Raw genomic sequence first — 25,554 nt, forward strand, 5'->3', positions numbered from 1 at the left:
CCAATGACCGTGGTGCCCCTCACCCCGGCCACACGATCGACTGCACCTCGCTGTAGGCGTGCAGCGCGTAGGAGCCCACGTCCCGGCCGACCCCGCTGCGTTTGAAGCCGCCGAACGGGGCCTCCATGTTGCGGCCGACGGTGTTGACGCCCACCCCGCCGGCCCGCAGCCGCCGCGCCACCCGGAAGGCGCGGGCCACATCGCCGGACCAGACGTAGTCGATGAGGCCGTAGTCGGAGTCGTTGGCGAGGGCGATGCCCTCCTCCTCGTCGTCGAACGGGATCACCACGACCACCGGCCCGAAGATCTCCTCCCGGGCCACCCGCATCCCGTTCGCGCAGTCGGCGAGGAGGGTGGGCGCGACGTAGAACCCCCGGTCCAGTGGCGGCCGTCGGCCTCCGGTGACCACGGTCGCGCCCTCCTTGCGCCCGAGTTCGACGTACGACTCGACCCGCTCCCGGTGCTGTCCGGAGATCACCGGCCCCACCACCGTGCCCGGCTCCCGTGGGTCCCCGACCGTCAACCGCCGTGCATAGTCGGCCAGTTGGTCGACCAGCCGCTCGTACACCCCGCGCTGGGCCAGCACCCGGGTCGGTGCCGTGCAGATCTGTCCGCTGTAGAAGGAGAAGGTGGTCCCGATCCCGGCCACCGCCGAGCCGAGGTCCGCGTCGTCGAAGACGAGCGCCGCGCCCTTCCCGCCCAGCTCCATCAGCTGGCGTTTCATGTCCCGGCCGCACACCTCGGCGATCCGCCGTCCGACGGCCGTGGACCCGGTGAAGCTGACCATGTCGACGTCGTCCGAGGCCACCACCGCCTCCCCGACGGCCACCTCCCGCCCGGAGACCACGTTCACCACCCCGCGCGGCACCCCGGCCTCCTGGAGCGCCTCCGCCATGCGGTAGACGGACAGCGGGTCCTGCGGGGCCGGCTTCACCACCACCGTGTTGCCCATGGCCAGCGCCGGGGCGACCTTCCCGGCCGCGTTGGCCCAGGGGTTGTTGTACGAGGTCACGCAGGTGACGACGCCCACCGGCTGGCGTACCGCCAGCGCGCCCAGCACCCCGGCCCGCCCCATCGGCCCGGCCTCGATGAGCTGCGGCGGCACGGCCCACTCGGCCGCCTCCACGGTCGCGTACCGGCGGAACCGGGCCACGGCCACCCCGACCTGCATGCCCCGCGCGGTCGCCGTGGTCGCCCCGGTCTCGGCGATCGCCAGCCGGGCGTACGGCTCCGCCCGCCCCCGGATGATCTCCGCCGCCCGGCACAGCAGTGCCGCCCGCTCCTCCGGGCGGGTCCGCGACCACGCCCCGAACGCCTCCCGGGCCGCCGCGCAGGCTGCCCGCGCCTGTTCCGGCGAGGCCTCCGACGCCCGGCCGACGACCTCCTCGGTGGCCGGGTCGATCACCGGATAGTGGCCGTGCTCGGGTGCGACCCACTCCCCGCCGACGAACAGCCGCTGCCCCTCGCTCACCGGGTGCTCACCGTCCGCGTGTCCCGGCCGGACCGCAGCACCCTGCCCGGTACGGCCCCGCTCACCACGTCGTCCCGGATCGCCTCGACCCCGTTGACCCACACGGCCCGCACCCCGAGCGCCCGCGAGTCCAGCCGCGGGCTGTCGCCGGGCAGGTCGTGCACCAGCCGGGCGCGGCCGGCGTCGATCCGCTCCGGGTCGAAGAGCACCAGGTCGGCGTGGAAGCCCTCGCGCACCCGGCCCCGCTCGCGCAGCCCGAACAGCCGCGCAGGTTCGTCGGTCAGCATCCGCACCGCCTGTTCCAGCCCGACCAGCTTCCGGCCGCGCAGACAGTCCCCGAGGAACCGCGTGGTGTACGGCGCCCCGCACATCCGGTCCAGATGCGCCCCCGCGTCAGAGCCGCCGAGCAGCACGTCCTCGTGCTGCCAGGTCTCCGCGCGCAGCGCCCAGGACGCCGGGTCGTTGTCGGACGGCATCGGCCACAGCACCGTACGCAGCCCGTCCTCGGCGCAGATGTCCACCAGGCACGCGAAGGGGTCCTGCCCCCGCTCCTCGGCGATGTCCCGGACGACCCGCCCGGTGAGCCCCTCGTTGGCGGGGCTGTAGGTGTCCCCGATGACATACCGCCCGAAGTCCGCGAGCCGCCGGAAGACGCCCGCCTCCTTCGACCGGGCCCGCCGCAGCAGCTCGTCCCTGGTGTGCGGGTCCCGCAGCCTCGCGATCCGCTCGGGCACCGGCAGCCCGAGCACCGGCCCCCAGCCGGGGATCAGGTTGAGCGCGCAGAAGGTGCCCAGCGACATGTTCATCGGGGTGAGGATCGGCATGGTCAGGGCCACCACCCGGCCGCCCGCCTTCCGCGCCCGCTCACTCGCGCTCAGCTGCCGCGGCACCCGGTCCGGCACGGCCGCGTCGACGGTCAGCACGTTCCAGTTCAGCGGCCGCCCGGCGGCGGCGCTCAGCTCCGCCAGCAGCTCGATCTCGGCGTCGCTGAACCGGTCCAGGCAGCCGGCGACGATCGCCTCGATCTGCGTCCCCTCGTGCTCCCCGACCGCCCGCGCGAGGGCCAGCAGCTCCGGTGGCCGGGCGTGCCGGGAGGCGACCGGCCGGCCGTCCCCGTCGGAGTGGGTGCCCGACTGGGTGGTGGACAGCCCCCACGCCCCGGCGTCCATGGCCTCGTGCAACGCCCGCACCATGGCGGCCAGCTGCTCGTCATCCGGCTGCCCGCCGATCGCGTCGGCCCCCATCACATACCGCCGCAGCGCACAGTGCCCCACCATGAACCCGGCGTTGACCGCGATCCGCCCCTCGAGGGCGTCCAGATAGTCACCGAAGGAGTGCCAGCTCCAGGGCGCCCCCTCTTCGAGGGCGACCAGCGACATGCCCTCCACCTTGGACATCATGCGGCGCGTGTAGTCGGCGTCGTCCGGCCGGGCGGGGCTGAGCGGCGCGAGCGTGAACCCGCAGTTCCCCCCGACGACCGTGGTCACCCCGTGGTTGAGGGACGGCGTCGCGTACGGGTCCCAGAAGAGCTGGGCGTCGTAGTGGGTGTGCGGATCGACGAACCCGGGAGCGAGGACGAGCCCGGTGGCGTCCTCGGTGGTACGGGCGTCTTCGGTGGCAGCACCGATGACAGCGATACGGCCGTCCCGTATACCGACGTCGGCGGTGAAGGCGGGCACACCGGTCCCGTCCACGACGGCGGCGCCCTTGATGAGGTGATCAAGCATCACGCGGCGCCCCGGAACCGCGTCGTCCGATGAACCGGATCCGTGTCGATCTTCGGAATCACGCACTCCCCGATCAACCGGATCGTCTGCAACGTCTCCTCCTTCGGCACCCCCACCGGCAGCCCGAAGCTCAACTGGTCCGCCCCCGCCTGCTCCCACCTCTTGCACTGCCGCAGCACCTCGTCCGGGTCCCCGCAGATCAGCAGCTCCTCCTCGATGAGCAGCTCCACGAACTCCGGTGTGTACGCGGGCAGCGTCTCCGGCCACTCCGGGAACCCCTCCGGCCGCGGGAACGTGTCGTGGTACCGGAAGACCAGCGAGGGCAGATAGTGCAGCCCCCCGCGGACCGCGATGTCGATCGCCTCCGCGTGCGTGGGCGCGCAGATCGCGGTGGTCGTGACCATCACGTTGTCGTTGACGAAGTCCCCCACCGGCTCCGCGTCCACGATCGCCGTCTTGTACTGCTCCAGCACCCACTCCATGTCGGACACCTTCTGGATGCTGAAGCCGAGCACGCCGAGCCCCTTCTTCGCGGCCATGGCGTACGACGGCGGGGACCCGGCCGCGTACCACATCGCCGGGTGGGACCTGCCGTACGGCTTGGGCAGGATCTTCCGCGGCGGCAGCTGCCAGTGCTTGCCCTGGAAGCCCTGGTACTCGTCCTGGAGCCACATCTTCGGGAACTCGGCGATGGTCTCCTCCCAGATCTCCTTGGTGTGGTTCATGTCGGTCACCCCCGGCAGGAACCCGAGGATCTCGTGCGAGCCGGCGCCCCGCCCGCTGCCGAACTCGAAGCGGCCCTCGCTGAGGTGGTCGAGCATGGCGACCTTCTCGGCGACCTTGACCGGGTGGTTGACGGGGGCCAGCGGGTTGAAGATCCCGGAGCCGAGATGGATCCGCTCGGTCGCGTGCGCGAGGTAGCCGAGGAACACGTCGTTGGCGGAGAGGTGGGAGTACTCCTCCAGGAAGTGGTGCTCGGAGGCCCAGGCGTACTTGAAGCCGGACCGGTCCGCCTGGATGACGTACTCGGTCTCCTCCATCAGTGCCTTGTGCTCGGCGAGCGGGTCGGTCTCGGCGCGCTTGCCCACGTATCCCTGTACGAAGAGCCCGAATTCCACGGCGGTTCACCGTCCCTACGAGTGCCTATGGATCCTTGCCTGTGGCTTCATATCTGACGGTTCGTCAGATCTCAAGAGAGAGGGGTCTCAGGAGAGACGACCGCCCCTCGGGCAGCGCCGATCAGATGACGCTGACCCCCGCCAGCCAGCCTCCGTCGATCACGAACGGCTGCCCGGTGATGTACGACGAGTCGTCCGAGGTCAGGAAGAGGGCGAGCCGTGCCACCTCCTCCGGCCGCCCGACCCGGCCGAGCGGCACCAGCCTGCGGTACAGCTCGTCCAGGGCCCGGCTCGTCTCCTCCGGGTCCGCGTCGGGGTCCAGCCGGGCCGGGTTGGACATGGGGGTGTCGATGGCGCCCGGGCAGATGGCGTTGACCCGGATCCGCCGCCCCGCCAGCTCCAGCGCGGCCACCCGGGTCAGCCCGAGCACCGCGTGCTTGGTCGCGGCGTACGTGCCCACGGCGGCCATCCCGGTCAGCGCGGTGTAGGAGGCGGTGTTGACGATCGTCCCGCCGTCGGCCATCTCCGGCACCACCGCCTTCATGCCCAGGAAGCAGCCGACCTGGTTGACCTGGACGACCTGCATGAACTCGTCCAGCGGGGTGTCCACGAGGGCGTTGAAGCGCAGGATGCCCGCGTTGTTGACCAGTCCGTCGATCCGGCCGTACGCCCGCCGGACCTCGGCCACGGCCTCCCGCCAGCCCTCCTCGGTGCCCACGTCGAGATGGACGTAGAGCGCCCCGATCTCCTTGGCCAGGGTCTGGCCCTGCTCGTCCAGCACATCGGCGACGGCCACCCGCGCGCCCTCCGCCCGGAAGAGCCGCGCCTCCTGCTCGCCCTGCCCGCGCGCCGCACCGGTGACCAGGACGACCCGCCCGTCCAGCTTGCCCATGAAGCCCTCCTAGTTGAGCCGGGGCGCGACCTCCGCCCCGAACAGTGCGATCTGGTCGACGAGTTCGGCCCGGCTCCGGCTGCGGAACCGCACCTGGATCTGGTCCACGCCCATCGCCCGGTACGCCCTGAGCGACTCGGCGATCCGCTCCGGCGCCCCGCTGAGGGTGCGCCGCCCGACGTCCCAGCCGGCCGGTCCGACGTAGAGCGGCTCGGCGATGGCGCCGACGGTGAACGGCCCCTCGGCGCCCTGCTCCGCCCGCAGCCGCCGGATCCGCTCGATCTGCCCGGCCAGCCGCCCCCGTGGATCGCCCTGCGGCAGCCAGCCGTCGCCCTTGAGCGCGGCCCGGCGTACGGCGGCGGGCGAGGAGCCGCCGACCCAGAGCGGCACCCGGGGCTGCACGGGCCGGGGCCGCTGTCCGAGCCCGGCGAAGTCGTAGCGCTTGCCGTGGTGCTCGGGGTACTCCTCGGGCCCGAGGGCGGCCCGCAGCGCGTCGACGGTCTCGTCCAGGACGGCCCCGCGCCGCTCGAAGTCGGCGCCCACGGCCTCGAACTCCTCCCGGACGTGCCCGGCCCCGACCCCGAGGATCAGCCGGCCGCCGGAGAGGTGGTCCAGGGTGGCGTACTGCTTGGCGGTGAGCAGCGGATGGCGCAGCCCGACCACCGCGACATGGCTGAGCAGCCGGATGCGCCCGGTGACGGCGGCGAGATGGGCGAGGGTGGCGACGGGGTCGTACCAGACCGTGCCCATGGCCGCTGCCAGCCGCCGGGGCACGGCCACGTGCTCGCACACGGCGAGGTAGGCGAAGCCGGCGGTGTCCGCGGCCCGGGCGACGGCGACCAGGTCCGCCGCGCCCGCGGCGGCCTCCCACGGCTCCGCGTACAGGGTGCTCTGGGACTGCACGGGCAGCTGGATGCCGTACGCCAGGGCGGTCACCGCCACAGCCCCTCGGGGGTCAGCCCCAGCAGCTCGATCGCGTTGCCGCGGACGATCCGCTCGACCACCTCGGGCGCCAGGTGCCCCATCTGGGCCTCGCCGACCTCGCGGGACTTCGGCCAGGTGGAGTCGGAGTGCGGGTAGTCGGTCTCGTAGAGGACGTTGCCGACGCCGATGGCGTCCAGGTTGCGCAGCCCGAAGGCGTCGTCGAAGAAGCAGCCGTACACATGCCCGGCGAACAGCTCGGACGGCGGCCGGCGCACCTTGCCGGCGACCCCGCCCCACCCGCGGTTCTCCTCCCAGACCACGTCCGCGCGTTCGAGGATGTAGGGGATCCAGCCGATCTGCCCCTCCGCGTACATGACCCGGAGGTTGGGGAAGCGTTCGAACTTGCCGCTCATCAGCCAGTCGACCATCGAGAAGCAGCAGTTGGCGAAGGTGATGGTGGAGCCGACGGCGGGCGGTGCGTCGGCGGAGGTGGAGGGCATCCGGCTGCTGGAGCCGATGTGCATGGCGACGACCGTGCCGGTCTCGTCGCAGGCCGCGAGGAAGGGGTCCCAGTCGTCGGTGTGCACGGACGGCAGCCCGAGGTGCGGCGGTATCTCCGAGAAGGCGACCGCCCGGACCCCGCGGGCCGCGTTCCGCCGCACCTCCGCGGCGGCCAGCGCGGGGTCCCACAGGGGTATCAGCGCGAGCGGCACCAGCCGCCCCCGCGCCGCGGGCCCGCACCACTCCTCCACCATCCAGTCGTTGTAGGCGCGGACGCAGAGCAGGGCGAGGTCCTTGTCCCGGGCCTCGGCGAAGGTCTGGCCGCAGAAGCGGGGGAAGGTCGGGAAGCAGACCGCCGACTGCACATGGTTGAGGTCCATGTCGGCGATCCGCTCGGGCACGTCGTACGACCCGGCCCGCATCTGCTCGTAGGTGATGACCTCCAGCCGGACCTCGTCCCGGGCGCAGCCGACGGCGGTGTCCAGCCGGGTGAGCGGGCGCCGCAGATCTTCGTACGCCCACCAGTCGCCCACGGGCCCCTCGCCGGTGGCGCCCGGCTCCCCCATCACGGGCCGGAACCGCCCGCCGAGGAACGTCATCTCCCGCACCGGTGCCCGGACGATCCGGGGCCCCACGTCCCGGTACTTCCGCGGCAGCCGGTCCTGCCACACGGCCGCCGGCTCGACGGTGTGATCGTCGACGGAGATGATCCACGGGAACTCTTTGGCCTCCATGCCCCGCACCGTAGCGCTGATCTGACGATCCGTCAGCTACTCGGGAGTCGGCCGGGTTTTCCGTGCGGCCCGCGAAGACGGTGTGAGGGCTTTGTGTACCGGGGCGTGCCGGTCTGTGATCGGCGTCTCCCACGGCTGACGCAACCGCCCCGAACAAGGCAAACTGACAAAGTTGTTCCTGACGCCGAGGGGGGCGAATGCATGGCTGGTGGGCCGCGAGTACCTGAGCAGCGGCGTCCCGGCTCCACGGACCCGGCCGAACCGGCCGCGGAGCAGGAGGCGTTGCGCTTCGGCGTGCTCGGTCCGGTGCGGGCCTGGCGGGGCGCCGAACAGCTCAGCACGGGCTCGCCCCAGCAGCGCGCGCTGCTGGCCGCCCTGCTGCTGCGGGAGGGCCGTACGGCGACCGCGGCGGAGCTGATCGACGCGCTGTGGGGCCCCGAGCCGCCCTCCCAGGCGCTGGCGACGGTCCGCACCTACGCCTCCCGGCTGCGCAAGATGCTCACCCCCCGGATCCTCGTGAGCGAGTCCGGCGGCTACGCGGTGCGCGGCCTCGGCGAGGGCGCCCTGGACCTCGCGGCCGCCCAGGACCTGGCGGCGGCCGCGGAGAAGGCGCGGGGCGCCGGCGACCTGTGCCGCGCCCGGGAACTGCTGAACCGGGCCCTCGCCCTGTGGGACGGCGAGCCGCTGGCCGGCGTGCCCGGCCCGTACGCCGAGACCCAGCGGGTCCGCCTGGAGGAGTGGCGCCTCGGCCTGCTGGAGTCCCGCCTCGACATGGACCTGGAGCAGGGCTGCCACGCGGAGGCGGTCTCCGAGCTGACCGCCCTGACCGCGGCCCACCCGCTGCGCGAACGCCTGCGCGAACTGCTGATGCTGGCCCTGTACCGCAGCGGCCGGCAGGCCGAGGCCCTCGCGGTCTACGCCGACACCCACCGCCTGCTCTCCGAGGAACTGGGCGTGGACCCCCGCCCCGGCCTGCGCGAACTCCAGCAGCGCATCCTCCAGGCGGACCCGGCCCTGGCCGAGCCCTCCGGCCCGGCCCCGGAGCCCGCGCACGCCCCGGTCCGCCCCGCCCAGCTGCCCGCCTCGGTCCCCGACTTCACCGGCCGCAAGGCCTTCGTCACCGAGCTGAGCGAGGTGCTGGCCTCGGCGTCGGCCCCCGACACCGGCAGCACCCTGGGCCGGGTGATGGCGGTCTCCGCCCTGGCCGGCATCGGCGGCGTCGGCAAGACGACCCTGGCGGTCCATGTCGCCCACCGTGCGCGGGCCGCCTTCCCGGACGGCCAGCTCTACGTCGACCTCCAGGGCGCGGGCCACCGCCCCGCCGAACCGGAGACCGTCCTCGGCTCCTTCCTGCGCGCCCTCGGCACCGCGGACTCGGCGATCCCGGACTCCCTGGAGGAGCGGGCCGCCCTCTACCGCTCGGTCCTGGACGGCCGCCGCGTGCTGGTCCTGCTGGACAACGCGAAGGACGCCGCCCAGGTACGGCCGCTGCTGCCCGGCACGGAGGGCTGCGCGGCCCTGATCACCTCCCGGGTGCGCATGCTGGACCTGGCCGGGGCGCATCTGGTCGACCTGGACGTGATGTCCCCCGAGGAGGCGCTGGCCCTCTTCACGAAGATCGTCGGCACCGAGCGGGTGGCGGCGGAACGCGAAGCCGCCCTCGACGTGGTGGCGGCCTGCGGCTTCCTGCCCCTCGCCATCCGCATCGCCGCCTCCCGCCTGGCGGCCCGCCGCACCTGGACCGTCTCCGTCCTCGCGGCCAAGCTCGCCGACGAACGCCGCCGCCTGGACGAGCTCCAGGCCGGCGACCTCGCGGTCAAGGCAACCTTCGAACTCGGCTACGGCCAGCTGGAACCGGCCCAGGCCCGCGCCTTCCGCCTGCTCGGCCTGGCCGACGGCCCCGACCTCTCGCTGGCCGCGGCGGCCGCGGTCCTCGACCTCCCCGCGGAGGACACGGAGGACCTCCTGGAGTCCCTGGTCGACACCTCCCTCCTGGAATCCGCCGCCCCCGGCCGCTACCGCTTCCACGACCTGGTCCGCCTCTACGCCCGCGCCTGCGCCGAACGCGACGAACTCCCGAGCGAACGGGAGTCGGCGCTGTCGCGCCTGCTGGACTTCTATCTGGCGACGGCGGCCGGGGTCTACGCGATCGAACGGCCGGGCGACCGGCTGGTGGACCACCTGGAGCCGACGGACTACCCGGGCCTGACCTTCGAGGACCGGCGCAGGGCGCAGGACTGGTTGTACACGGAGTCGGTCTGCCTGCTCGCCTGCGTACGGCAGTCGACGGGGGACGCACAGCTGAGGCGCGCCGTCGACCTGTTGTGGGCCGCCATCGACCTCGCCGAATCGGGGGCCAACTCCAAGGAGTACGAGGCGACCGGTGCCGCCGTGCGGGCCGCCGCTCAGGCCTCCGGCGATCAGCGTACGGAGGCCCGTGCCCGGGTCACGCTGGCCAACGGCCATCACATGTCCGGCCGTTTCGAGCTGGCGGATCGGGAGGCCACCGAGGCCCTGCGGCTCGCGGAGACGGCGAACGACCCCCTGCCCCAGTGCTGGGCGTCCAACATGCTGGGGGTCCTCGCGTTGTACCAGGACAGGTGCGACACCGGCGAGCGGCACCTGATCCGGGCCATCGAGAGTTTCCGTGTCGCGGGGGACCGGCCCGGTGAGGCCAGCGCGTTGTGCAATCTCTCCCGGATCCATCTGGCCATGGGCCGTACGTCGAGCGCGGTGTCCCTGGCCCAGCAGGGGACCGACATGTACGACGGCATGGGGCACGCCCTCAAGGGAGCCAACGGCCGCTACGCGCTGGGGCTCGCCCTCGTGCAGAGCGGTCGGCTCGCGCTGGCCACCGAGCGCCTCGAGGAAGCCCTCGACGTCTTCCGTGACAGCAGGCAGCGCCTGTGGGAGGGCATGACCCTCTTCCGCCTCGCGGAGGTCGACCTCGCCGCCCAGCGCCTGCCGGAGGCGGCGACCCGTGCGGAGACGGCGCTGTCCGTGCTGCGCGGCATCGGCGGCGAGTGGCGGCGCGGAAACGTCCTCACGGCGCTCGGCCGGGCGCTGAGCGGGATCGGCCAGACCGGCCGCGCACAGGTCTGTCTGCAAGAGGCCCTGGCCATCTTCGAGGCGTCGAGCGCGCCGGAAGCCGACGAGGTACGCGCTCTGCTCAAGCCGCTGTCCGTCGCCTGAGGGCGCACGCCTGCGCGTTCATCGTTCGTTTATCGCCGCCCGGCACTCTCTGTCGTGTCGTTCCGTCGCGTCGGGGGACAGACGGGACACCAACTGGGCGCGCCGTAAGGTGTACCGGCCCAGGGGAAGCCTGCCCGGCGGCACTCGGGGGAGCTACCGGGCAGGCCGTCCCGTACCACTGCACAGACATCAGGGGAGCAGTCATGAGCGACGTCAAGAAGACGACCGAGGCGGAGACCTCGACCACCGAAGTGACCACCATGAACACGCACGCCACCAGTGAGCCGCTGAAGCCGGCCGCTGCGAACATCGCCGAGGAGATCGGTGTGGTCAGCCCGGACAACACTCACGCCACGGACGAGAAGGCCTGACCGGAGCTTTCAACCCGACGGGGAATCGGCCGCGGCGGCGCGGAGGGGGAGCCGTCGCGGCCGAGGCGTGTTCGGGGGGCGGCGGCCGCGAGGCCGCCGTTGGGGGCTGAAGAGGACGTACCCCGCCGACCCCGCCGCGAAGGCCAGGCGGATCAGGCCGCAGACGGAGTCGGACGGGATCAGCAGGGCGCTGCCGTACAGGGAGATGAGCGCGATCCAGCTGACCCAGGGCACCAGCCTCCGCTGGCCGACGGAGTCCCAGATCAGGGTGCCGAGCAGGACCGACGCGTTGTAGTACGTGTACACGCTCGGGTCCAGCACGATCCGCGCGTCGGCGGCCAGCAGCACCACCGCCGGCCACCGCCGCCGCCGTACCGCGAGCGTGCCCAGCGCGATGCCGAGGGCCATCTGCGCGGGCCGGTCCCACGGCGGTGTCGCGGGATCGTCCACGCCGAACCAGCGCAGCGCCGACGCAGGCTGGTTGGGGATGGTGAACCGGGCCGCGGCGAAGGTGTCCAGGTGCGTGAGGTAGAAGGGCAGCCACGCCACCGCCACCAGCGCGACGGCCCAGCCGGTGGCGCGCAGCCGGTGCGGGCGGGGCAGCGCCAGCAGGAGCGGCAGAAACCCCACCGCCCAGGGTTTGGAGTCGATGGCGAGGGCCAGCAGCACGCCCACCGCCGTGTGGTTGCCCCGGACCAGCGCGCGGACGGCGAGGGTGGTGAAGAACAGGGCCAGCACGTCGTCGAGGTGGGCGAAGCGGACGGAGACCTCGACCCACATGGGGATGAAGGCGGCACCGGCGACGAGGACCCGCTGCTGGAGGCGCCGGTGGTTCAGCCCCGTACCCCGGTAGTGGTCGGCCGCGGCCCGGCCGACCAGGACCAGCATGTAGAGGCCGAGGGCGGACATGAAGGCGTCCGCGAGCTTCTCGCCCAGCTCCGGTGAGAAGGGTTCGAACAGGCCGGCGACCAGGAAGCTGACGGGGCCGATCTGGAGTTCCGGGTGGTTGGCGTAGAGGGCCAGGCCCCCGCCGCGCAGCTGACCGAAGAGCAGTTCCTCGCCGGTGCGCAGATAGTGCCAGGAGATGGCGGCGTGACGTTCCGCCACCAGGAACCAGAAGGCCGTCCACAGGGTGAGCAGCACGATGTGCCACCGCACCGGATAGCGCCCGATCCGCACGTCCCCTCGTCCTTCCCGTCGCGGCACGGCCGTGGTCGGTGGCCGTCGCCGCACGTCTGTAGAGAGGGGCGGGAGCGGCTGCGGGTTGCTCCGGGCGGAACGGATCACTCCGTCGACGGACGCCGGCGGACGCCAACGGCGTTGTCAGTGGCGGCCTTTAGAGTCACCGGTATGGCGACTCTTCCGAACCCGCTGCCCCGGCTGGCCACCGACCCCAGCGGTCGCTCCCTGGGCCTGCAACTGCCGCCCGGCCGGCTGACGGACGAGACCGACGACGGCCCCTGGCACGAACCCCTGCTGTGGTACGCGGAGAAGTCGGCCGCGCCGGGCATGTGGAAGGCGCTGGGCGCACCGGCGGCCCGCGCGGGGCTGCTGCCGGTCCTGGTGGACCTGGGCGGCTTCGCGGGCGGTCTCGGCGGCTGGGTGCTGCTGCCCCAGGAGGCGTCGTACCCGGGGGACCACGACGCGGCGGAGGTGCTGGCGGAGTACTGGGCGGAGGAGACGGACGGCGACGACATCGAGGAGGTGGCGCCGTACGGGCACGCCTGGCCCGGTCTCGCACCGGCCGCCGTCCCGACCGCCGACCCCGGCACCCGCGCCGCCCAGGTCGCCGACCTGCTCACCGGCGACCGCGACACCTGGGCCGAGTGGCTGGAGGAGCCGCATCTCGCCCTGGTCCCGGCCCGCCGCTCCGCCGACATACCGGCGGCGATCGGCTGGACCGGCCCGCTGAACTACGAGGGTGACGTGGCCCGGATCTCCGCGGTGCTGCGCTCCTGGGAGGACCGGTTCGGGGCCCGGGTGGTGGCCCTCGGCCCGGAGACCCTGCTCATGTCGGTCGCCGCGCCGCCCACGGATCCGGCGGCCGCCGAGGCGGTGGCCGCCGAACACTTCGCCCTGTGCCCGAACTCGGTCGTGCAGAGCGGCCCGGGCAGCGTGCGGAAGTACGCCGAGGGTCTGCTCGGCGCCACCGTCTGGACCTTCTGGTGGGACTGAGCGCCCGGCCGGCTCAGCCCTCCTGGCGCACCATGCGGGCCGCCTCGGTGGCCCAGTAGGTGAGGATGTTGCGGGCGCCGGCCCGCTTGATGCCGGTCAGGGTCTCGAGGATGGCCCGGTCCCGGTCCAGCCAGCCCTTCTCGGCGGCGGCCTCGATCATCGAGTACTCGCCGGAGATCTGGTAGGCGGCGACCGGGACGTCCACGGCGTCGGCGACCCGCGCCAGGATGTCGAGGTACGGCCCGGCCGGCTTGACCATGACCATGTCCGCGCCCTCGCCGAGGTCCAGCTCCAGCTCCCGCAGGGACTCGCGCCAGTTGGCCGGGTCCTGCTGGTAGGTCTTGCGGTCGCCCTGGAGCGAGGAGGCGACGGCCTCGCGGAAGGGGCCGTAGAAGGCGGAGGAGTACTTGGCGGTGTAGGCGAGGATGGCGACGTCCTCGCGGCCGATCTGGTCGAGCGCGTCGCGGATGACGCCGATCTGGCCGTCCATCATCCCGCTGGGCCCGACGACATGGGCGCCGGCGTCGGCCTGCACCTGGGCCATCTCGGCGTAGCGCTCCAGGGTGGCGTCGTTGTCGACCCGGCCCTCGGCGTCCAGCACCCCGCAGTGCCCGTGGTCGGTGGTCTCGTCGAGGCACAGGTCGGACATGACGAGGAGGTCGTCGCCGACCTCGGCCCGCACGTCCCGGATCGCGACCTGGAGGATCCCGTCGGGGTCCGTGCCCGGCGTCCCGAGCGCGTCCTTCTTCCCCTCCTCCGGCACGCCGAACAGCATGATCCCGGAGACGCCGGCCTCCACGGCCTCCAGCGCGGCCTTCTTCAGGCTGTCCCGGGTGTGCTGCACGACACCGGGCATGGCGGCGATCGGCACCGGCTCGCTCACGCCCTCGCGGACGAACGCCGGGAGGATGAAGTCGGCGGGATGCAGCCGCGTCTCGGCCACCATCCGGCGCATGACAGGCGAGGTCCGCAGTCGCCGGGGACGCGTACCGGGGAAGGATCCGTACTTCGTCATGTCCTCTACGCTACGCCCGCCCGCCCCGCCCCTTTGCCAACACCCTGTCGGCGCGGAGGCGGCCCGCCAGGCGCTTCCCCACCCCCGGCATTCACGGGCATAACCAGCCTTCCTCTGCCCTCCATACGAAGTCTTTGCGCAGTCCTGGCACTCCTTGGGCCCGGAGGACTCCCCCGCGTTCTACGCGCGTGGTGTCATGCACGCGCCACCCCCTCCCGGCGAGTTCTCCCCACCACCAGGAGTCACGCATGCTGTGGAAGGCCCTCACCCGCGCGGGCATCGCCCTGGCGGCCGGCGCCACCGTCGTCGCCACCGCCGTCCCCGCGAACGCCGCGAGCTACTCGGCGTTCGCCTTCTCCCGGAGCGGCACCGGTCAGCCCACGATCTACGACTTCATCGACTCGGCCACCAGCACGCTCGACATGACGATGTACGAGCTGGAGGACACCACGGCCGTCAACGACCTCATCGCCCTGAAGAACAAGGGCGTGACGGTCCGGGTCATCCTCGACCGCCAGCACCAGAGCGCCAACAGCTCCGCGTACAACGCCCTGAAGAGCGCGGGCGTCGGCGTCGTCTGGTCCCCGTCCGCCTTCGTCTACACCCACCAGAAGACCATCACGGTGGACGGCACCAAGTCCCTGGTCCTGACCGGCAACCTCACCTCCCAGTACTACGCGACCAGCCGCGACTACGGCGTCTTCACCGACGACACCCGCGACGTGGCATCGATCGAGAAGGTCTTCAACGCCGACTACACGGCCACCTCCATCACCCCCACCGACGGCGACCACCTCCTGTGGTCCCCCACCGACTCCCGCAACCGCCTGGTGTCCTTCATCAACTCCGCCACCACGACCCTGGACGTGGAGGAACTGGAGTTCAGCGACAGCACCGTGGTCGACGCCATCGCCGCCCGCGCCCGGGCCGGCGTCAGGGTCCGCGTCGTCCTGGAGAACCCGTCCAGCTACGCCAGCCAGGTCGCCGAGATCAAGGCCGCCGGCGGCACGGTGGTCGGCTACTCCGACCCCAACGGCTTCTACATCCACGCCAAGGCGATGGTCGCCGACTACGGCCTCGCCACCCAGGAGGTCGAGGCCGGCTCCATGAACATCAGCAGCAACTCCCTCGGCAACAACCGGGAGCTGGGCATCATCCTCACCGGCACGGGCGTGGCCCAGCCGGTGGCGGCCACCATAGAAACCACCTTCGGCAGCGACTACGCGGGCGGCACGGCGGCCTGACCCGGCAGCGGCCGGCGGACCCCGCTCCTCGCCGGGCCCGCCGGCCGCTCACCCCCCGCCGAACTCGCTGAGCACGCGATCGGCGAGCTGCCCCCGGTCGCTGTCCCGCGGCAGCCGGGCGCGGAACTCCCGCAACCGGCGCACCACACCGATCGGAACCTCCTCCACCCCGGCCTCCTCCACACCCCTGCCGACCACGCGCAGCCCCCAGTACTGGTTGAAGCCGATCGGTTCGGCGGTCACCACGTCCACCAGAGTGCTCAACAACTCCGGCTCGGGCAGGCCGTACAGCCGCGCGTAGGCCGCGAGCCGCAGCCCGGCGTCCGGCGAGCGCAGCAGCGTTCCGGTGTCGAACTCCCGCACCCGCTGTGTCGCTCGCACCAGGCGGGCGAAGATCTGGTCCATCCGGTGCGTACGCGCCGGCCCCTTGGGCACGTCCTCGCGCATCCTGCCGTACTCGGCGGCCAGTTCCCGGACCGCGTCCCAGGCGGCGGTGTCGTCCCCGGCCCCGCCCTGCGGACCGTCACCGACGAGCGCGGCGTTGGCGGTCCGCTGCACCGCGTCGAGCCGCTGCTGGATCTCCCGGAACTCGATCCGCCCGAGGCCCGGTATGTCGATGCTGCGCACCAGATCCCCGAGCCACGGCACCACCGCCACCGCGAGCAGCCCGACCGTGACCCCGTCGATCCTCAGCCCGGGCGCCACGACATGCACGACGGCGACGACCACCGCGCCCCCGGTCAGCACCACCGCCACAGCCCGCCGCCGCAACCACCCGCCGACCCCCCGCCCCCACACCCCGTCACGCATGCCGGCCAGCATCGCAGACAGGCGGGGACCGGGACGACGATTCGGCCATCCGGGCCAGCGGCACGAAAGCGGCGGAGCGCCCCCCGTAAGGGCGCTCCGCCGTTTCTCAGGTGGTCGTCCGGCGCCTGCGCGCCCCCGGCCTCCGCTCGCTCGGGCGGGTCACCGGGTCTCCCGACTCCAGCGCGGCGGCCCGGCGCTTCATGCCGAAGTCCGCCAGTGCCTCGGCCAGCTTGTGCACGGACGGCTCCGGCGCCATGACGTCGACGCGCAGACCGTGCTCCTCGGCCGTCTTCGCGGTGGCCGGGCCGATGCAGGCGATCACCGTCACGTTGTGCGGCTTGCCCGCGATGCCGACCAGGTTGCGGACCGTCGACGAGGACGTGAAGAGGACCGCGTCGAAGCCACCGCCCTTGATCGCCTCGCGCGTCTCCGCCGGCGGCGGCGAGGCGCGCACCGTCCGGTAGGCGGTCACGTCGTCCACCTCCCAGCCCAGCTCGATCAGCCCGGCGACCAGGGTCTCGGTGGCGATGTCGGCGCGCGGCAGGAAGACCCGGTCGATCGGGTCGAAGACGGGGTCGTACGGCGGCCAGTCCTCCAGCAGGCCCGCGGCCGACTGCTCACCGCTCGGCACCAGGTCGGGCTTGACGCCGAAGGCGATCAGCGCCTTGGCCGTCTGCTCACCCACCGCAGCCACCTTGATACCCGCAAAAGCCCGAGCATCAAGGCCGTACTCCTCGAACTTCTCCCGCACGGCCTTCACCGCGTTGACGGACGTGAACGCGATCCACTCGTAGCGGCCGGTCACGAGCCCCTTCACGGCCCGCTCCATCTGCTGCGGGGTGCGCGGCGGCTCCACCGCGATGGTCGGCACCTCGTGCGGCACCGCGCCGTAGGAGCGCAACTGGTCGGAGAGCGACGCCGCCTGCTCCTTGGTCCGCGGCACGAGCACCTTCCAGCCGAACAGCGGCTTGGACTCGAACCAGGACAGCTGCTCGCGCCGGGCCGCGGCGGAACGCTCGCCGACCACGGCTATCACCGGCCGGCCGCCGTCCGGCGACGGCAGCACCTTCGCCTGCTTCAGCGTCTGCGCGATCGTGCCGAGCGTGGCCGTCCAGGTGCGCTGCCGGGTCGTCGTACCGGCGATCGTCACCGACATCGGGGTGTCCGGCTTCCGCCCGGCGGACACCAGTTCACCCGCGGCTGCCGCCACCGAGTCCAGCGTCGTGGAGACGACGACCGTGCCGTCCGACGCGCCGACCTCGGTCCAGCACCGGTCCGACGCGGTACGGGCGTCCACGAACCGGACGTCCGCGCCCTGCGCGTCGCGCAGCGGCACACCGGCGTACGCGGGCACGCCGACCGCCGCCGCCACACCCGGCACCACCTCGAAGGGCACCCCGGCCGCCGCGCAGGCGAGCATCTCCTCGGCCGCGTACGTGTCGAGCCCCGGATCGCCGGAGACCGCACGGACGACCCGCCTGCCGCCCCGCGCAGCCTCCATGACAAGATGAGCGGCATCCCGGGCAGCGCCCGGGACAGCGGCGGGTGTTGACGTGCCGTCAACGACCGTCAGCTGGGGCGTGCCCGTGCCCGGCGGCGGGACCGAGGAAGAGGCCGCGTCCGTCGGCACCACGGAGACGCCCTGCCGGGCGTGCGTCCGGATGACGTCGAGGACCTCGTTCTCGGCGATGAGGACGTCCGCGCTCGACAGCGCCTCCACGGCGCGCAGAGTCAGCAGTCCCGGATCTCCGGGTCCGGCACCGAGGAAGGTGACGTGCCCGTGTTCAGGACCGGCGGCAGGAAGGGCGGTGGGGCTCAATGTGCTCGCTCCCCCATCAGACCGGCCGCACCCTGGGCGAGCATCTCGGTGGCGAGTTCGCGACCGAGCGCCACTGCCGCGTCATGCGTCTGGGGCACGGGACCGGTGGTGGACAGCTGCACCGTACGCGTGCCGTCGGGGGTCCCGACGACGCCGCGCAGGCGCATTTCCTTGACAGTCTGCCCGTCGGCCAGAAGGCCGGCCAGCGCGCCTACAGGGGCGCTGCACCCGGCCTCCAGGGCGGCGAGCAGTGACCGCTCGGCGGTGACGGCGACCCGCGTGAACGGGTCGTCCAGCTCGCCGAGCGCCGCGATGAGGTCCGCGCGGTCCGCGGCACACTCGATCGCCAGGGCCCCCTGGCCGGGGGCGGGCAGAACCGTGTCGACCGACAGGAAGTCGGTCACCTCGTCGCTCCGGCCGATCCGGTTCAGTCCGGCGGCGGCCAGCACCACGGCGTCCAGCTCGCCGTTGCGGACGAAGCCGATGCGCGTGTCGACGTTGCCCCGGATCGGGACGGTCTCGATGTCCAGGCCGTGGGCCCGGGCGTACGCGTTCAGCTGCGCCATGCGGCGCGGGGAGCCGGTACCGACGCGCGCCCCGCGGGGCAGGTCGGTGAACTTCAGGTCGTCGCGCGCGACGATCACGTCCCGCGGGTCCTCCCGCACCGGTACGGCGGCCAGGACCAGCTCCTCGGGCTGCGTGGTCGGCAGGTCCTTCAGCGAATGAACCGCGAAGTCGACCTCGCCGCGCAGCAGCGCGTCCCGCAGCGCGGTGACGAACACACCGGTGCCGCCGATCTGCGTCAGGTGCTCGCGGGAGACATCGCCGTGCGTGGTGATCTCGACCAGTTCGACGGGCCGCCCGGTCACCCGGCGGACGGTCTCCGCCACCTGCCCGGACTGGGCCAGGGCGAGTTTGCTCCGCCGTGTGCCCAGCCGCAGTGCTCTGTCACTCATACCGGTCGGTCCTTGTCGTCTGTGCTGTCCCCGGCCCGGGAGACGGCGGCGACCGTCTCGGGGTCGAGGTCGAAGAGGGTGCGCAGCGCGTCCGCGTACCCGGCGCCGCCGGGCTCGGCCGCGAGCTGCTTGACCCGTACGGTCGGCGCGTGCAGCAGCTTGTCGACGACCCGGTGCACGGCCTGCCGGATCTCGCCGCGCTGGCGCTCGTCCAGGTCGGGCAGCCGGCCGTCGAGCCGCGCGATCTCACCGGCGACGACATCGGCGGCCATGGTGCGCAGCGCGACCACGGTCGGCGTGATGTGCGCCGCCCGCTGGGCCGCGCCGAAGGCCGCGACCTCGTCGGAGACGATACGCCGGACCAGGTCCACGTCGGCCGCCATCGGAGCGTCGGCGGAAGCTTCCGCCAGCGACTCGATGTCCACCAGCCGCACCCCGGCCAGCCGGTGCACGGCCGCGTCGATGTCCCGCGGCATGGCCAGGTCGAGCAGGAAGAAGAAGGGCGCCGGGCGCTCGGCCGGCGGCTCCGGCCTGCGCCGCTCCGGGATCCGGCCCACCGTCGCCGCGGTCGCGGCGAGCGCGGCGATCAGCTCGGCGTCCGCCTCGGGCGTACGACGCTCACGCCGGTCCAGTGCTCCGCCCGCGACCCAGGCCGCGTGCTGCTCCAGGGTCGCCGCGTCCATCCCGGCCACGGCGGCCTCGCCCAGCACGGAGAAACCGGACTGCGCGGCGGCCAGGTCCAGCGGGCAGTTCTCCTCGGCGCCGACGCCGGCGGCGGGCGACGCAGGGCCCTGCGGTACGGCCGTGGCAGCGCTGGTGTCGGCGACGGCCGGCTGCCCGGTGCGCCCCTCCACCGCCTGCGCGACCGCCTCCGCGGTGAGCACCAGGCCCGTCGCCCCGGTGCAGGAGACGACCACGTCGGCACGTGTCAGCTCGGCCGGCACCGCGTCCATCGGGACGGCACGGGCGGTCACGGCGTTGTCGTCGGCCTCGGCGAGGATCTGGACGAGCCGCTCGGCGCGCTCGAAGGTCCGGTTGGCGACGACGATCTCGGCGACCCCGGACCGCGCCAGCGTGGCAGCGGCCAGCGAGGACATCGATCCGGCGCCGATGACCAGTGCCTTCTTGCCCCGCGCCCAGGTCGGCACCGCGGTGCCGACGGCCAGCTGCTCCAGGCCGAAGGTGACCAGCGACTGCCCGGCCCGGTCGATGCCGGTCTCGGAGTGGGCGCGCTTGCCGACCCGCAGGGCCTGCTGGAAGAGGTCGTTCAGCAGCTTGCCGGCGGTGTGCAGTTCCTGCGCACGGGCCAGCGAGTCCTTGATCTGCCCGAGGATCTGCCCCTCGCCGACCACCATCGAGTCCAGGCCGCAGGCCACCGAGAAGAAGTGGTGGACGGCCCGGTCCTCGTAGTGCACGTACAGATAGGGCGTCAGCTCTTCCAGGCCGACCCCGCTGTGCCGGGCGAGCAGCGTGGACAGCTCGGCGACACCGGCGTGGAACTTGTCCACGTCGGCGTACAGCTCGATGCGGTTGCAGGTGGCGAGCACCGCGGCCTCGGTGGCGGGCTCGGCGGCGACCGTGTCGTGCAACAGCTTGACCTGGGCGTCCACGCTCAGCGCCGCCCGCTCCAGCACGCTGACCGGGGCGCTGCGGTGGCTCAGGCCTACGACGAGGAGACTCATGCCGGCATCACGGCGGGTACGTCCCCGTCCGGTCCCTGGTCGGCGGACGCGGCGCGCCGGGGGGCGGCGGGCGCCGAGCCCACGTCTCCGGCCGCGGTCTCCACCGCCGTGTCCTCCCCGGCCTTGCGCTGCTCGTGGAAGGCGAGGATCTGGAGTTCGATCGACAGGTCGACCTTGCGCACGTCGACGCCGTCCGGGACGGACAGCACGGTCGGCGCGAAGTTCAGGATGGAGGTGACCCCGGCGGCCACGAGGCGCTCGCAGACCTGCTGGGCGACGCCGGCCGGAGTGGCGATCACGCCGATGGAGACCCCGTTGTCCTTGATGATCTTCTCGAGGTCGTCGGTGTGCTGCACCGGGATGCCCGCGACCGGCTTGCCGGTGAGCGCCGGGTCGGCGTCGATCAGCGCGGCGACCCGGAAGCCACGGGAGGCGAAACCGCCGTAACCGGCGAGGGCGGCGCCGAGGTTACCGATACCGACGATGACAACCGGCCAGTCCTGGGTGAGGCCGAGTTCGCGGGAGATCTGGTAGACGAGATACTCCACGTCGTAGCCGACACCGCGGGTTCCGTACGAGCCCAGGTACGAGAAGTCCTTGCGCAGCTTGGCGGAGTTGACCCCCGCCGCCGCGGCCAGCTCCTCGGAGGAGACCGTGGGCACCGAGCGCTCCGACAGCGCGGTCAGGGCTCGGAGGTACAGCGGAAGCCGGGCGACGGTGGCCTCGGGAATCCCTCGGCTACGGGTCGCCGGTCGGTGTGTTCGGCCAGTTGCCACGGTGCTCCTGCGGGTAGAGCGGGGCTGTGGGCGGTCATACGTCCCCAGACCGCCCCGTCGACAGCAGGCTATGTCTTTGTGAACGCGTGCACAAAGATGGTGTCCGATTTGCCCCGCAGAAGTGACCGGGCTCACGCCCCTTTCACGCCTCTGGCGGGAACCGGCGCACACACACCGACGTTCCTTCATTACTGGGGGCAAAACTGCACACTCTCCTCATGAATCCCGCCCCCGAGCTCACATCGCCGTCGATCCTAAGCGACTTTCCCGGCCAGTTGGACTAGTCGGTCAGTTCCCGGCGCAGCCGCTCCTCGTTCACCCGCCAGAAGGTGTGCTGCTCCCCGTCGACCAGCACCACCGGGATCTGCTCCCAGTACCGGTCGTACAGCTCCGGGTCCTGACTGATGTCCCGGTACTCGACCGGCACGCCCAGTTCGCCGCAGACCTTCTCGATCACCGTCTGCGCGTCGTCGCACAGATGGCAGCCGGGCTTGCGGATGAGCGTGACGCGCCGCTCACGCGGCCCGGTCTTACGGCGAAAGAGGGGACTCATACCAGCCATTGTGACCCCGTCCCTCCGGGCCTCTTTCACGACGCGGTCGCGCAGAGTTCACAGCGCGCCAACCTCTCGACTCCGGAAGCACCGAACAAACTGGCTATGCTCACCGCATGGCCGCTCTCGGATGGCTCACCCCCCGTAGGCGCTCCGCCACGGCGCGGAGCGTTTTGGCAGGCGAGGCCGCGGCGGAGGCCGCCCGCAAGTCCTCGCAGGAGGCACAGGAGGCGCACGCCGCTGCGCAGCCCGCCCCGGAGGAACCCGAGTTCCCGGTGATGGGCGACGAGAAGGCGGCCGCCTTCTTCGACCTCGACAACACCGTGATGCAGGGCGCCGCGCTCTTCCACTTCGGCCGTGGCCTGTACAAGCGGAAGTTCTTCGAGACCCGCGACCTCGCCCGGTTCGCCTGGCAGCAGGCCTGGTTCCGGCTGGCCGGCGTCGAGGACCCCGAGCACATGCAGGACGCCCGGGACTCCGCCCTCTCCATCGTCAAGGGCCACCGCGTCGTCGAGCTCCAGACGATCGGCGAGGAGATCTACGACGAGTACATGGCCGACCGCATCTGGCCCGGCACCCGCGCCCTCGCCCAGGCACACCTGGACGCGGGCCAGAAGGTCTGGCTGGTCACGGCGGCCCCGGTGGAGATCGCCACGGTCATCGCCCGCCGCCTGGGCCTGACCGGCGCCCTGGGCACCGTCGCCGAGTCGGTCGACGGCATCTACACGGGCAAGCTGGTCGGCGAACCCCTGCACGGCCCCGCCAAGGCGGAGGCGGTCCGCGCCCTGGCCGCCGCGGAGGGCCTGGACCTCTCCCGCTGCGCCGCCTACAGCGACAGCCACAACGACATCCCGATGCTCTCGCTGGTCGGCCACCCGTACGCCATCAACCCCGACGCCAAGCTCCGCAGGCACGCCCGTGAGCAGGACTGGCGGCTGCGCGACTACCGCACCGGCCGCAAGGCGGCCAAGGTCGGCATCCCGGCGGCGGCCGGCGTGGGCGCGGTGGCCGGCGGCACGGTGGCCGCCATCGCCCTGAGCCGCCGCCGCCGCTGACCGCCCCCGCACGGCACCCCCTCCCCCACCCCGGCCGCCGCACGCGCCCGAATTATGCCGCGGCCATTTCAACACGCCCTGTACCTCGCCGAAACCGGCCAGATTACGGTCAACAACCGATCAAGCTAGGGCACTTGATAGGGCGCCAATCGGTTAGAGATGCGACTCAATCGATGATTTGAGCAACTCGGTGTAGCAGTGCCTGCACGAAGCGTTATTCTCCTCAGACGCAAACCGGTACCCCTCCGTCGCTACGACGGGTGAAAGGTCCCGCACTGCACGTGATGGAAGCTCTGCCTCTGGGAGTCCCGTGTACCCACACGTCGGGGTTGACGCCTCGGGCCTGGCTACGCTGCGCGCAACGGTCGCAACGCTCAAAGAGACGCTGCGCGGCTTGGTCCCCACCGCGTACGCCGTCCCCGCCCTCGCCACCGCCGCGCCCCTCGGTCCGTGCTACGCACTGGCCGAGAGCAGCGCCGCCGTCGGCAGACGCGGGCGCTCCGCCGGTGCCGGCACCGGCTCCGGCAGCGGCGCCACCACCGCCCGCCGGCCGGCCGCCGACAGCGACAGCGCACGCATGATGGACCTGGTCGAACGGGCCCAGGCCGGCGAGGCCGAGGCCTTCGGCCGGCTCTACGACCAGTACAGCGACACGGTGTACCGGTACATCTACTACCGCGTCGGCGGCCGCGCCACCGCCGAGGACCTCACCAGCGAGACCTTTCTGCGCGCCCTGCGCAGGATCGGCACCTTCACCTGGCAGGGCCGCGACTTCGGCGCCTGGCTGGTGACGATCGCCCGCAACCTCGTCGCCGACCACTTCAAGTCCAGCCGGTTCCGGCTGGAGGTCACCACCGGCGAGATGCTCGACGCCAACGAGGTCGAGCGCTCCCCGGAGGACTCCGTCCTGGAGTCCCTGTCCAACGCCGCCCTGCTGGACGCCGTACGCCGGCTCAACCCCCAGCAGCAGGAGTGTGTGACCCTCCGCTTCCTCCAGGGCCTCTCGGTCGCCGAGACCGCCCGTGTCATGGGCAAGAACGAGGGCGCCATCAAGACCCTCCAGTACCGCGCGGTCCGCACCCTCGCCCGGCTCCTGCCGGACGACGCGCGCTGAGCGGTGACTCCGGGCGACCTTCAACTCACGGTCGGTGAAAGAGTGTTACCTTTCTGACCGGATCATCCGCCGTCCGTAACCCAAGTGCCGCGCCAGTCGTTGTGCGGGATACAGGCTCCCTGTGGTCACGTCCCTCAGGACCCCCCGGGGGGAGTCGACCGTCATGACGAGAGGAGGTGCCGCCAGTGATCGCGAACGTATCGGCGCACCGGCGGGCGAACGCCTTCGCCCAGGCCCTGGAGGAGCAGTCCGACCGGGACACGGCGGCCGAGCAGTCCGCAGCACCGGCGGGATCCCCGCCGACCCCCGAGGAACGGACCGAACAGGGCGAGCTGCTGGCCCTCGCGACGGGTCTCGGCGCGCTGCCCAAGCCCCAGCTCGACCCCGAGGTCAAGGTCGTCCAGCGGGCCCAGCTGGTGGCCGCGATGGAGGCCATGCTCCAGGAGGGAACCGCGGCGGCGGAAGCGTCGGTACCCGAACAGCGCTCCAGGAACCGGGGCGCGCACCGGGCGAGCCCGCTCGGCAAGCTCCGGCCCCGGTCACGGCTGACCAAGGGGCTCGCCGCCGGCGGCCTCAGCGTCGGCGTGGCCGCCGGGGCCTTCGGCGGGGTGGCCGCGGCCAGCTCCGAGGCCCTGCCCGGTGACTCGCTGTACGGCCTGAAGCGCGGCATCGAGGACTTCAAGCTCAACTACCTGACCGACGGCGCGGACCAGCAGGGCCAGGCCTATCTGGACCTCGCCTCGACCCGGCTCGGCGAGGCCCGCCGGCTCATGGAGCGCGGCCGGGGCGGCCACCTCGACCACGAGTCCATCGGCGAGATCCGCCGCACCCTGTCCGGCATGCAGCACGACGTGGCCGAGGGCCACCGCCTGCTGCACGCGGCCTATGAGGCCGACCCCGGCTCGCTCGGCCCGATCCAGGCGCTCTCCGCCTTCTCGCGGTCCCACCGCGAGGCCTGGACCGCGCTGAGCGACCGGCTTCCGGTCCAGCTGGGGGACGTCAAACAGCAGGTCTCGTCGGTCTTCGACGCCATAGACCAAGAGGTCGCCCCGCTCCAGTCGCTGCTGCCGCAGCCGCCCGCCCAGACCGGCGACGGCACCCGGCACCGCTCCGGTCCGGCCTCCCCGGGCGCCACCGGCCGCCACCGCGCGACCGCGCCCAGCTCCGCCGGCAGCACCCCCTCCGCCGGCGGACACACCAGCACCGGCACCCCGAGCGGCCCGGCGACCGGCACCGGCGGCGACGGCCTCCTCGGCGGCAACACGGGCGGCCTGCTGGACCCGCCCAGGACCGGCACCGAGGGCAGCTCCCCGACCGCCGGCAAGTCCCCGACCACCGAGCCGGACGTCACCGTGCCCCCGCTCCTCCCCGGCCTGCTCCCCGGCCTGGGCATCGACAGCGAGGACACGACGAACTGACCCGCCG

Annotated in this window: 21 protein-coding genes; 7 read left to right on the forward strand and 14 right to left on the reverse strand. The window is 72.6% G+C overall.

Annotated elements, in window-relative coordinates:
• Positions 1–19: 19 nt before the first annotated feature.
• From ACFVIU_RS33425 to ACFVIU_RS33450, 6 genes are all read right to left on the reverse strand, one after another.
• Entirely contained in the window at positions 20–1,471 is a 1,452-nt protein-coding gene (locus ACFVIU_RS33425) for an aldehyde dehydrogenase family protein (protein WP_385847166.1), read from the reverse strand.
• On the reverse strand, positions 1,468–3,198 hold the full coding sequence (locus tag ACFVIU_RS33430) for an amidohydrolase family protein (RefSeq protein WP_385847167.1): 1,731 nt from the start codon (positions 3,196–3,198) through the stop codon (positions 1,468–1,470). Before ACFVIU_RS33430 ends, ACFVIU_RS33425 begins: the two co-directional genes overlap by 4 nt.
• Positions 3,198–4,316 (reverse strand): LLM class flavin-dependent oxidoreductase, encoded by a 1,119-nt coding sequence (locus ACFVIU_RS33435; RefSeq protein WP_385847168.1) that lies wholly within the window; start codon positions 4,314–4,316, stop codon positions 3,198–3,200. The genes ACFVIU_RS33430 and ACFVIU_RS33435 overlap by 1 nt, the downstream gene beginning before the upstream one ends.
• Positions 4,317–4,437: 121 nt before the next feature.
• Positions 4,438–5,208, reverse strand: coding sequence for an SDR family NAD(P)-dependent oxidoreductase (locus ACFVIU_RS33440; protein ID WP_385847169.1), 771 nt, complete (start codon positions 5,206–5,208; stop codon positions 4,438–4,440).
• A 9-nt stretch (positions 5,209–5,217) separates the two neighbouring features.
• Positions 5,218–6,135 carry an LLM class F420-dependent oxidoreductase gene (locus ACFVIU_RS33445; RefSeq protein ID WP_385847200.1) on the reverse strand — a complete coding sequence of 306 codons (918 nt, stop codon included), beginning with the start codon at positions 6,133–6,135 and terminating at the stop codon, positions 5,218–5,220.
• Between the two features lie 5 nt (positions 6,136–6,140).
• Positions 6,141–7,367 carry an amidohydrolase family protein gene (locus ACFVIU_RS33450; protein ID WP_385847170.1) on the reverse strand — a complete coding sequence of 409 codons (1,227 nt, stop codon included), beginning with the start codon at positions 7,365–7,367 and terminating at the stop codon, positions 6,141–6,143.
• 201 nt (positions 7,368–7,568) lie between these two features.
• Here ACFVIU_RS33450 and ACFVIU_RS33455 point away from each other — a divergent pair, with 201 nt between their 5' ends.
• Together ACFVIU_RS33455 and ACFVIU_RS33460 are read left to right on the forward strand one after the other, a co-directional pair.
• Positions 7,569–10,559 carry a BTAD domain-containing putative transcriptional regulator gene (locus tag ACFVIU_RS33455; protein WP_385847171.1) on the forward strand — a complete coding sequence of 997 codons (2,991 nt, stop codon included), beginning with the start codon at positions 7,569–7,571 and terminating at the stop codon, positions 10,557–10,559.
• A gap of 203 nt (positions 10,560–10,762) precedes the next feature.
• On the forward strand, positions 10,763–10,930 hold the full coding sequence (locus ACFVIU_RS33460; protein WP_385847172.1) for a hypothetical protein: 168 nt from the start codon (positions 10,763–10,765) through the stop codon (positions 10,928–10,930).
• A gap of 9 nt (positions 10,931–10,939) precedes the next feature.
• On the opposite strand, the gene ACFVIU_RS33465 is transcribed toward ACFVIU_RS33460, so the two are convergent.
• Positions 10,940–12,109: a hypothetical protein gene (locus ACFVIU_RS33465; protein ID WP_385847173.1), complete on the reverse strand. Its 1,170-nt coding sequence runs from the start codon at positions 12,107–12,109 to the stop codon at positions 10,940–10,942.
• Between the two features lie 171 nt (positions 12,110–12,280).
• Between ACFVIU_RS33465 and ACFVIU_RS33470 the strand changes: the two genes are divergently transcribed.
• Positions 12,281–13,105, forward strand: coding sequence for a DUF4253 domain-containing protein (locus ACFVIU_RS33470; RefSeq protein ID WP_385847174.1), 825 nt, complete (start codon positions 12,281–12,283; stop codon positions 13,103–13,105).
• A 13-nt stretch (positions 13,106–13,118) separates the two neighbouring features.
• On the opposite strand, the gene hemB is transcribed toward ACFVIU_RS33470, so the two are convergent.
• On the reverse strand, positions 13,119–14,120 hold the full coding sequence (gene hemB / locus ACFVIU_RS33475) for a porphobilinogen synthase (RefSeq protein ID WP_385847175.1): 1,002 nt from the start codon (positions 14,118–14,120) through the stop codon (positions 13,119–13,121).
• Between the two features lie 248 nt (positions 14,121–14,368).
• Between hemB and ACFVIU_RS33480 the strand changes: the two genes are divergently transcribed.
• Positions 14,369–15,364 (forward strand): phospholipase D-like domain-containing protein, encoded by a 996-nt coding sequence (locus ACFVIU_RS33480; RefSeq protein ID WP_385847176.1) that lies wholly within the window; start codon positions 14,369–14,371, stop codon positions 15,362–15,364.
• A gap of 48 nt (positions 15,365–15,412) precedes the next feature.
• Here ACFVIU_RS33480 and ACFVIU_RS33485 read toward each other — a convergent pair whose 3' ends face one another.
• From ACFVIU_RS33485 to ACFVIU_RS33510, 6 genes are all read right to left on the reverse strand, one after another.
• Positions 15,413–16,174: a hypothetical protein gene (locus ACFVIU_RS33485; protein WP_385847177.1), complete on the reverse strand. Its 762-nt coding sequence runs from the start codon at positions 16,172–16,174 to the stop codon at positions 15,413–15,415.
• Positions 16,175–16,280: 106 nt separating this feature from the next.
• Positions 16,281–17,993, reverse strand: a complete 1,713-nt coding sequence (locus tag ACFVIU_RS33490) for a uroporphyrinogen-III synthase (RefSeq protein ID WP_385847178.1) — start codon at positions 17,991–17,993, stop codon at positions 16,281–16,283.
• On the reverse strand, positions 17,990–18,949 hold the full coding sequence (hemC, locus tag ACFVIU_RS33495) for a hydroxymethylbilane synthase (RefSeq protein WP_385847180.1): 960 nt from the start codon (positions 18,947–18,949) through the stop codon (positions 17,990–17,992). Before hemC ends, ACFVIU_RS33490 begins: the two co-directional genes overlap by 4 nt.
• Positions 18,946–20,631: a glutamyl-tRNA reductase gene (locus tag ACFVIU_RS33500; protein WP_385847181.1), complete on the reverse strand. Its 1,686-nt coding sequence runs from the start codon at positions 20,629–20,631 to the stop codon at positions 18,946–18,948. Before ACFVIU_RS33500 ends, hemC begins: the two co-directional genes overlap by 4 nt.
• Entirely contained in the window at positions 20,628–21,407 is a 780-nt protein-coding gene (locus ACFVIU_RS33505) for a redox-sensing transcriptional repressor Rex (RefSeq protein WP_385847183.1), read from the reverse strand. Before ACFVIU_RS33505 ends, ACFVIU_RS33500 begins: the two co-directional genes overlap by 4 nt.
• A 280-nt stretch (positions 21,408–21,687) precedes the next feature.
• On the reverse strand, positions 21,688–21,960 hold the full coding sequence (locus ACFVIU_RS33510) for a glutaredoxin family protein (protein ID WP_385847184.1): 273 nt from the start codon (positions 21,958–21,960) through the stop codon (positions 21,688–21,690).
• Between the two features lie 116 nt (positions 21,961–22,076).
• Here ACFVIU_RS33510 and ACFVIU_RS33515 point away from each other — a divergent pair, with 116 nt between their 5' ends.
• From ACFVIU_RS33515 to ACFVIU_RS33525, 3 genes are all read left to right on the forward strand, one after another.
• Positions 22,077–23,015 (forward strand): HAD family hydrolase, encoded by a 939-nt coding sequence (locus ACFVIU_RS33515; RefSeq protein ID WP_385847186.1) that lies wholly within the window; start codon positions 22,077–22,079, stop codon positions 23,013–23,015.
• 310 nt (positions 23,016–23,325) lie between these two features.
• A complete protein-coding gene (locus ACFVIU_RS33520) occupies positions 23,326–24,129 on the forward strand; it encodes an ECF subfamily RNA polymerase sigma factor, BldN family (protein ID WP_385847187.1) in 804 nt (267 codons plus the stop codon).
• A 185-nt stretch (positions 24,130–24,314) separates the two neighbouring features.
• A complete protein-coding gene (locus ACFVIU_RS33525; RefSeq protein ID WP_385847189.1) occupies positions 24,315–25,547 on the forward strand; it encodes a DUF5667 domain-containing protein in 1,233 nt (410 codons plus the stop codon).
• The last annotated feature ends 7 nt before the right edge of the window (positions 25,548–25,554 follow it).

The sequence above is a fragment of the Streptomyces sp. NPDC127190 genome (genome assembly GCF_042672505.1).
Taxonomy (GTDB): Bacteria; Actinomycetota; Actinomycetes; order Streptomycetales; family Streptomycetaceae; genus Streptomyces.

What these genes read in the sequence shown, in the direction of transcription:
- ACFVIU_RS33430 (WP_385847167.1), bottom strand. Translation starts at nt 3,198, where the DNA reads ATGCTTGATCACCTCATCAAGGGCGCCGCCGTCGTGGACGGGACCGGT.
- ACFVIU_RS33440 (WP_385847169.1), bottom strand. Translation starts at nt 5,208, where the DNA reads ATGGGCAAGCTGGACGGGCGGGTCGTCCTGGTCACCGGTGCGGCGCGC.
- ACFVIU_RS33450 (WP_385847170.1), bottom strand. Translation starts at nt 7,367, where the DNA reads ATGGAGGCCAAAGAGTTCCCGTGGATCATCTCCGTCGACGATCACACC.
- ACFVIU_RS33455 (WP_385847171.1), top strand. Translation starts at nt 7,569, where the DNA reads ATGGCTGGTGGGCCGCGAGTACCTGAGCAGCGGCGTCCCGGCTCCACG.
- ACFVIU_RS33460 (WP_385847172.1), top strand. Translation starts at nt 10,763, where the DNA reads ATGAGCGACGTCAAGAAGACGACCGAGGCGGAGACCTCGACCACCGAA.
- ACFVIU_RS33470 (WP_385847174.1), top strand. Translation starts at nt 12,281, where the DNA reads ATGGCGACTCTTCCGAACCCGCTGCCCCGGCTGGCCACCGACCCCAGC.
- hemB (WP_385847175.1), bottom strand. Translation starts at nt 14,120, where the DNA reads ATGACGAAGTACGGATCCTTCCCCGGTACGCGTCCCCGGCGACTGCGG.
- ACFVIU_RS33480 (WP_385847176.1), top strand. Translation starts at nt 14,369, where the DNA reads ATGCTGTGGAAGGCCCTCACCCGCGCGGGCATCGCCCTGGCGGCCGGC.
- ACFVIU_RS33485 (WP_385847177.1), bottom strand. Translation starts at nt 16,174, where the DNA reads ATGCGTGACGGGGTGTGGGGGCGGGGGGTCGGCGGGTGGTTGCGGCGG.
- hemC (WP_385847180.1), bottom strand. Translation starts at nt 18,949, where the DNA reads ATGAGTGACAGAGCACTGCGGCTGGGCACACGGCGGAGCAAACTCGCC.
- ACFVIU_RS33500 (WP_385847181.1), bottom strand. Translation starts at nt 20,631, where the DNA reads ATGAGTCTCCTCGTCGTAGGCCTGAGCCACCGCAGCGCCCCGGTCAGC.
- ACFVIU_RS33510 (WP_385847184.1), bottom strand. Translation starts at nt 21,960, where the DNA reads ATGAGTCCCCTCTTTCGCCGTAAGACCGGGCCGCGTGAGCGGCGCGTC.
- ACFVIU_RS33515 (WP_385847186.1), top strand. Translation starts at nt 22,077, where the DNA reads ATGGCCGCTCTCGGATGGCTCACCCCCCGTAGGCGCTCCGCCACGGCG.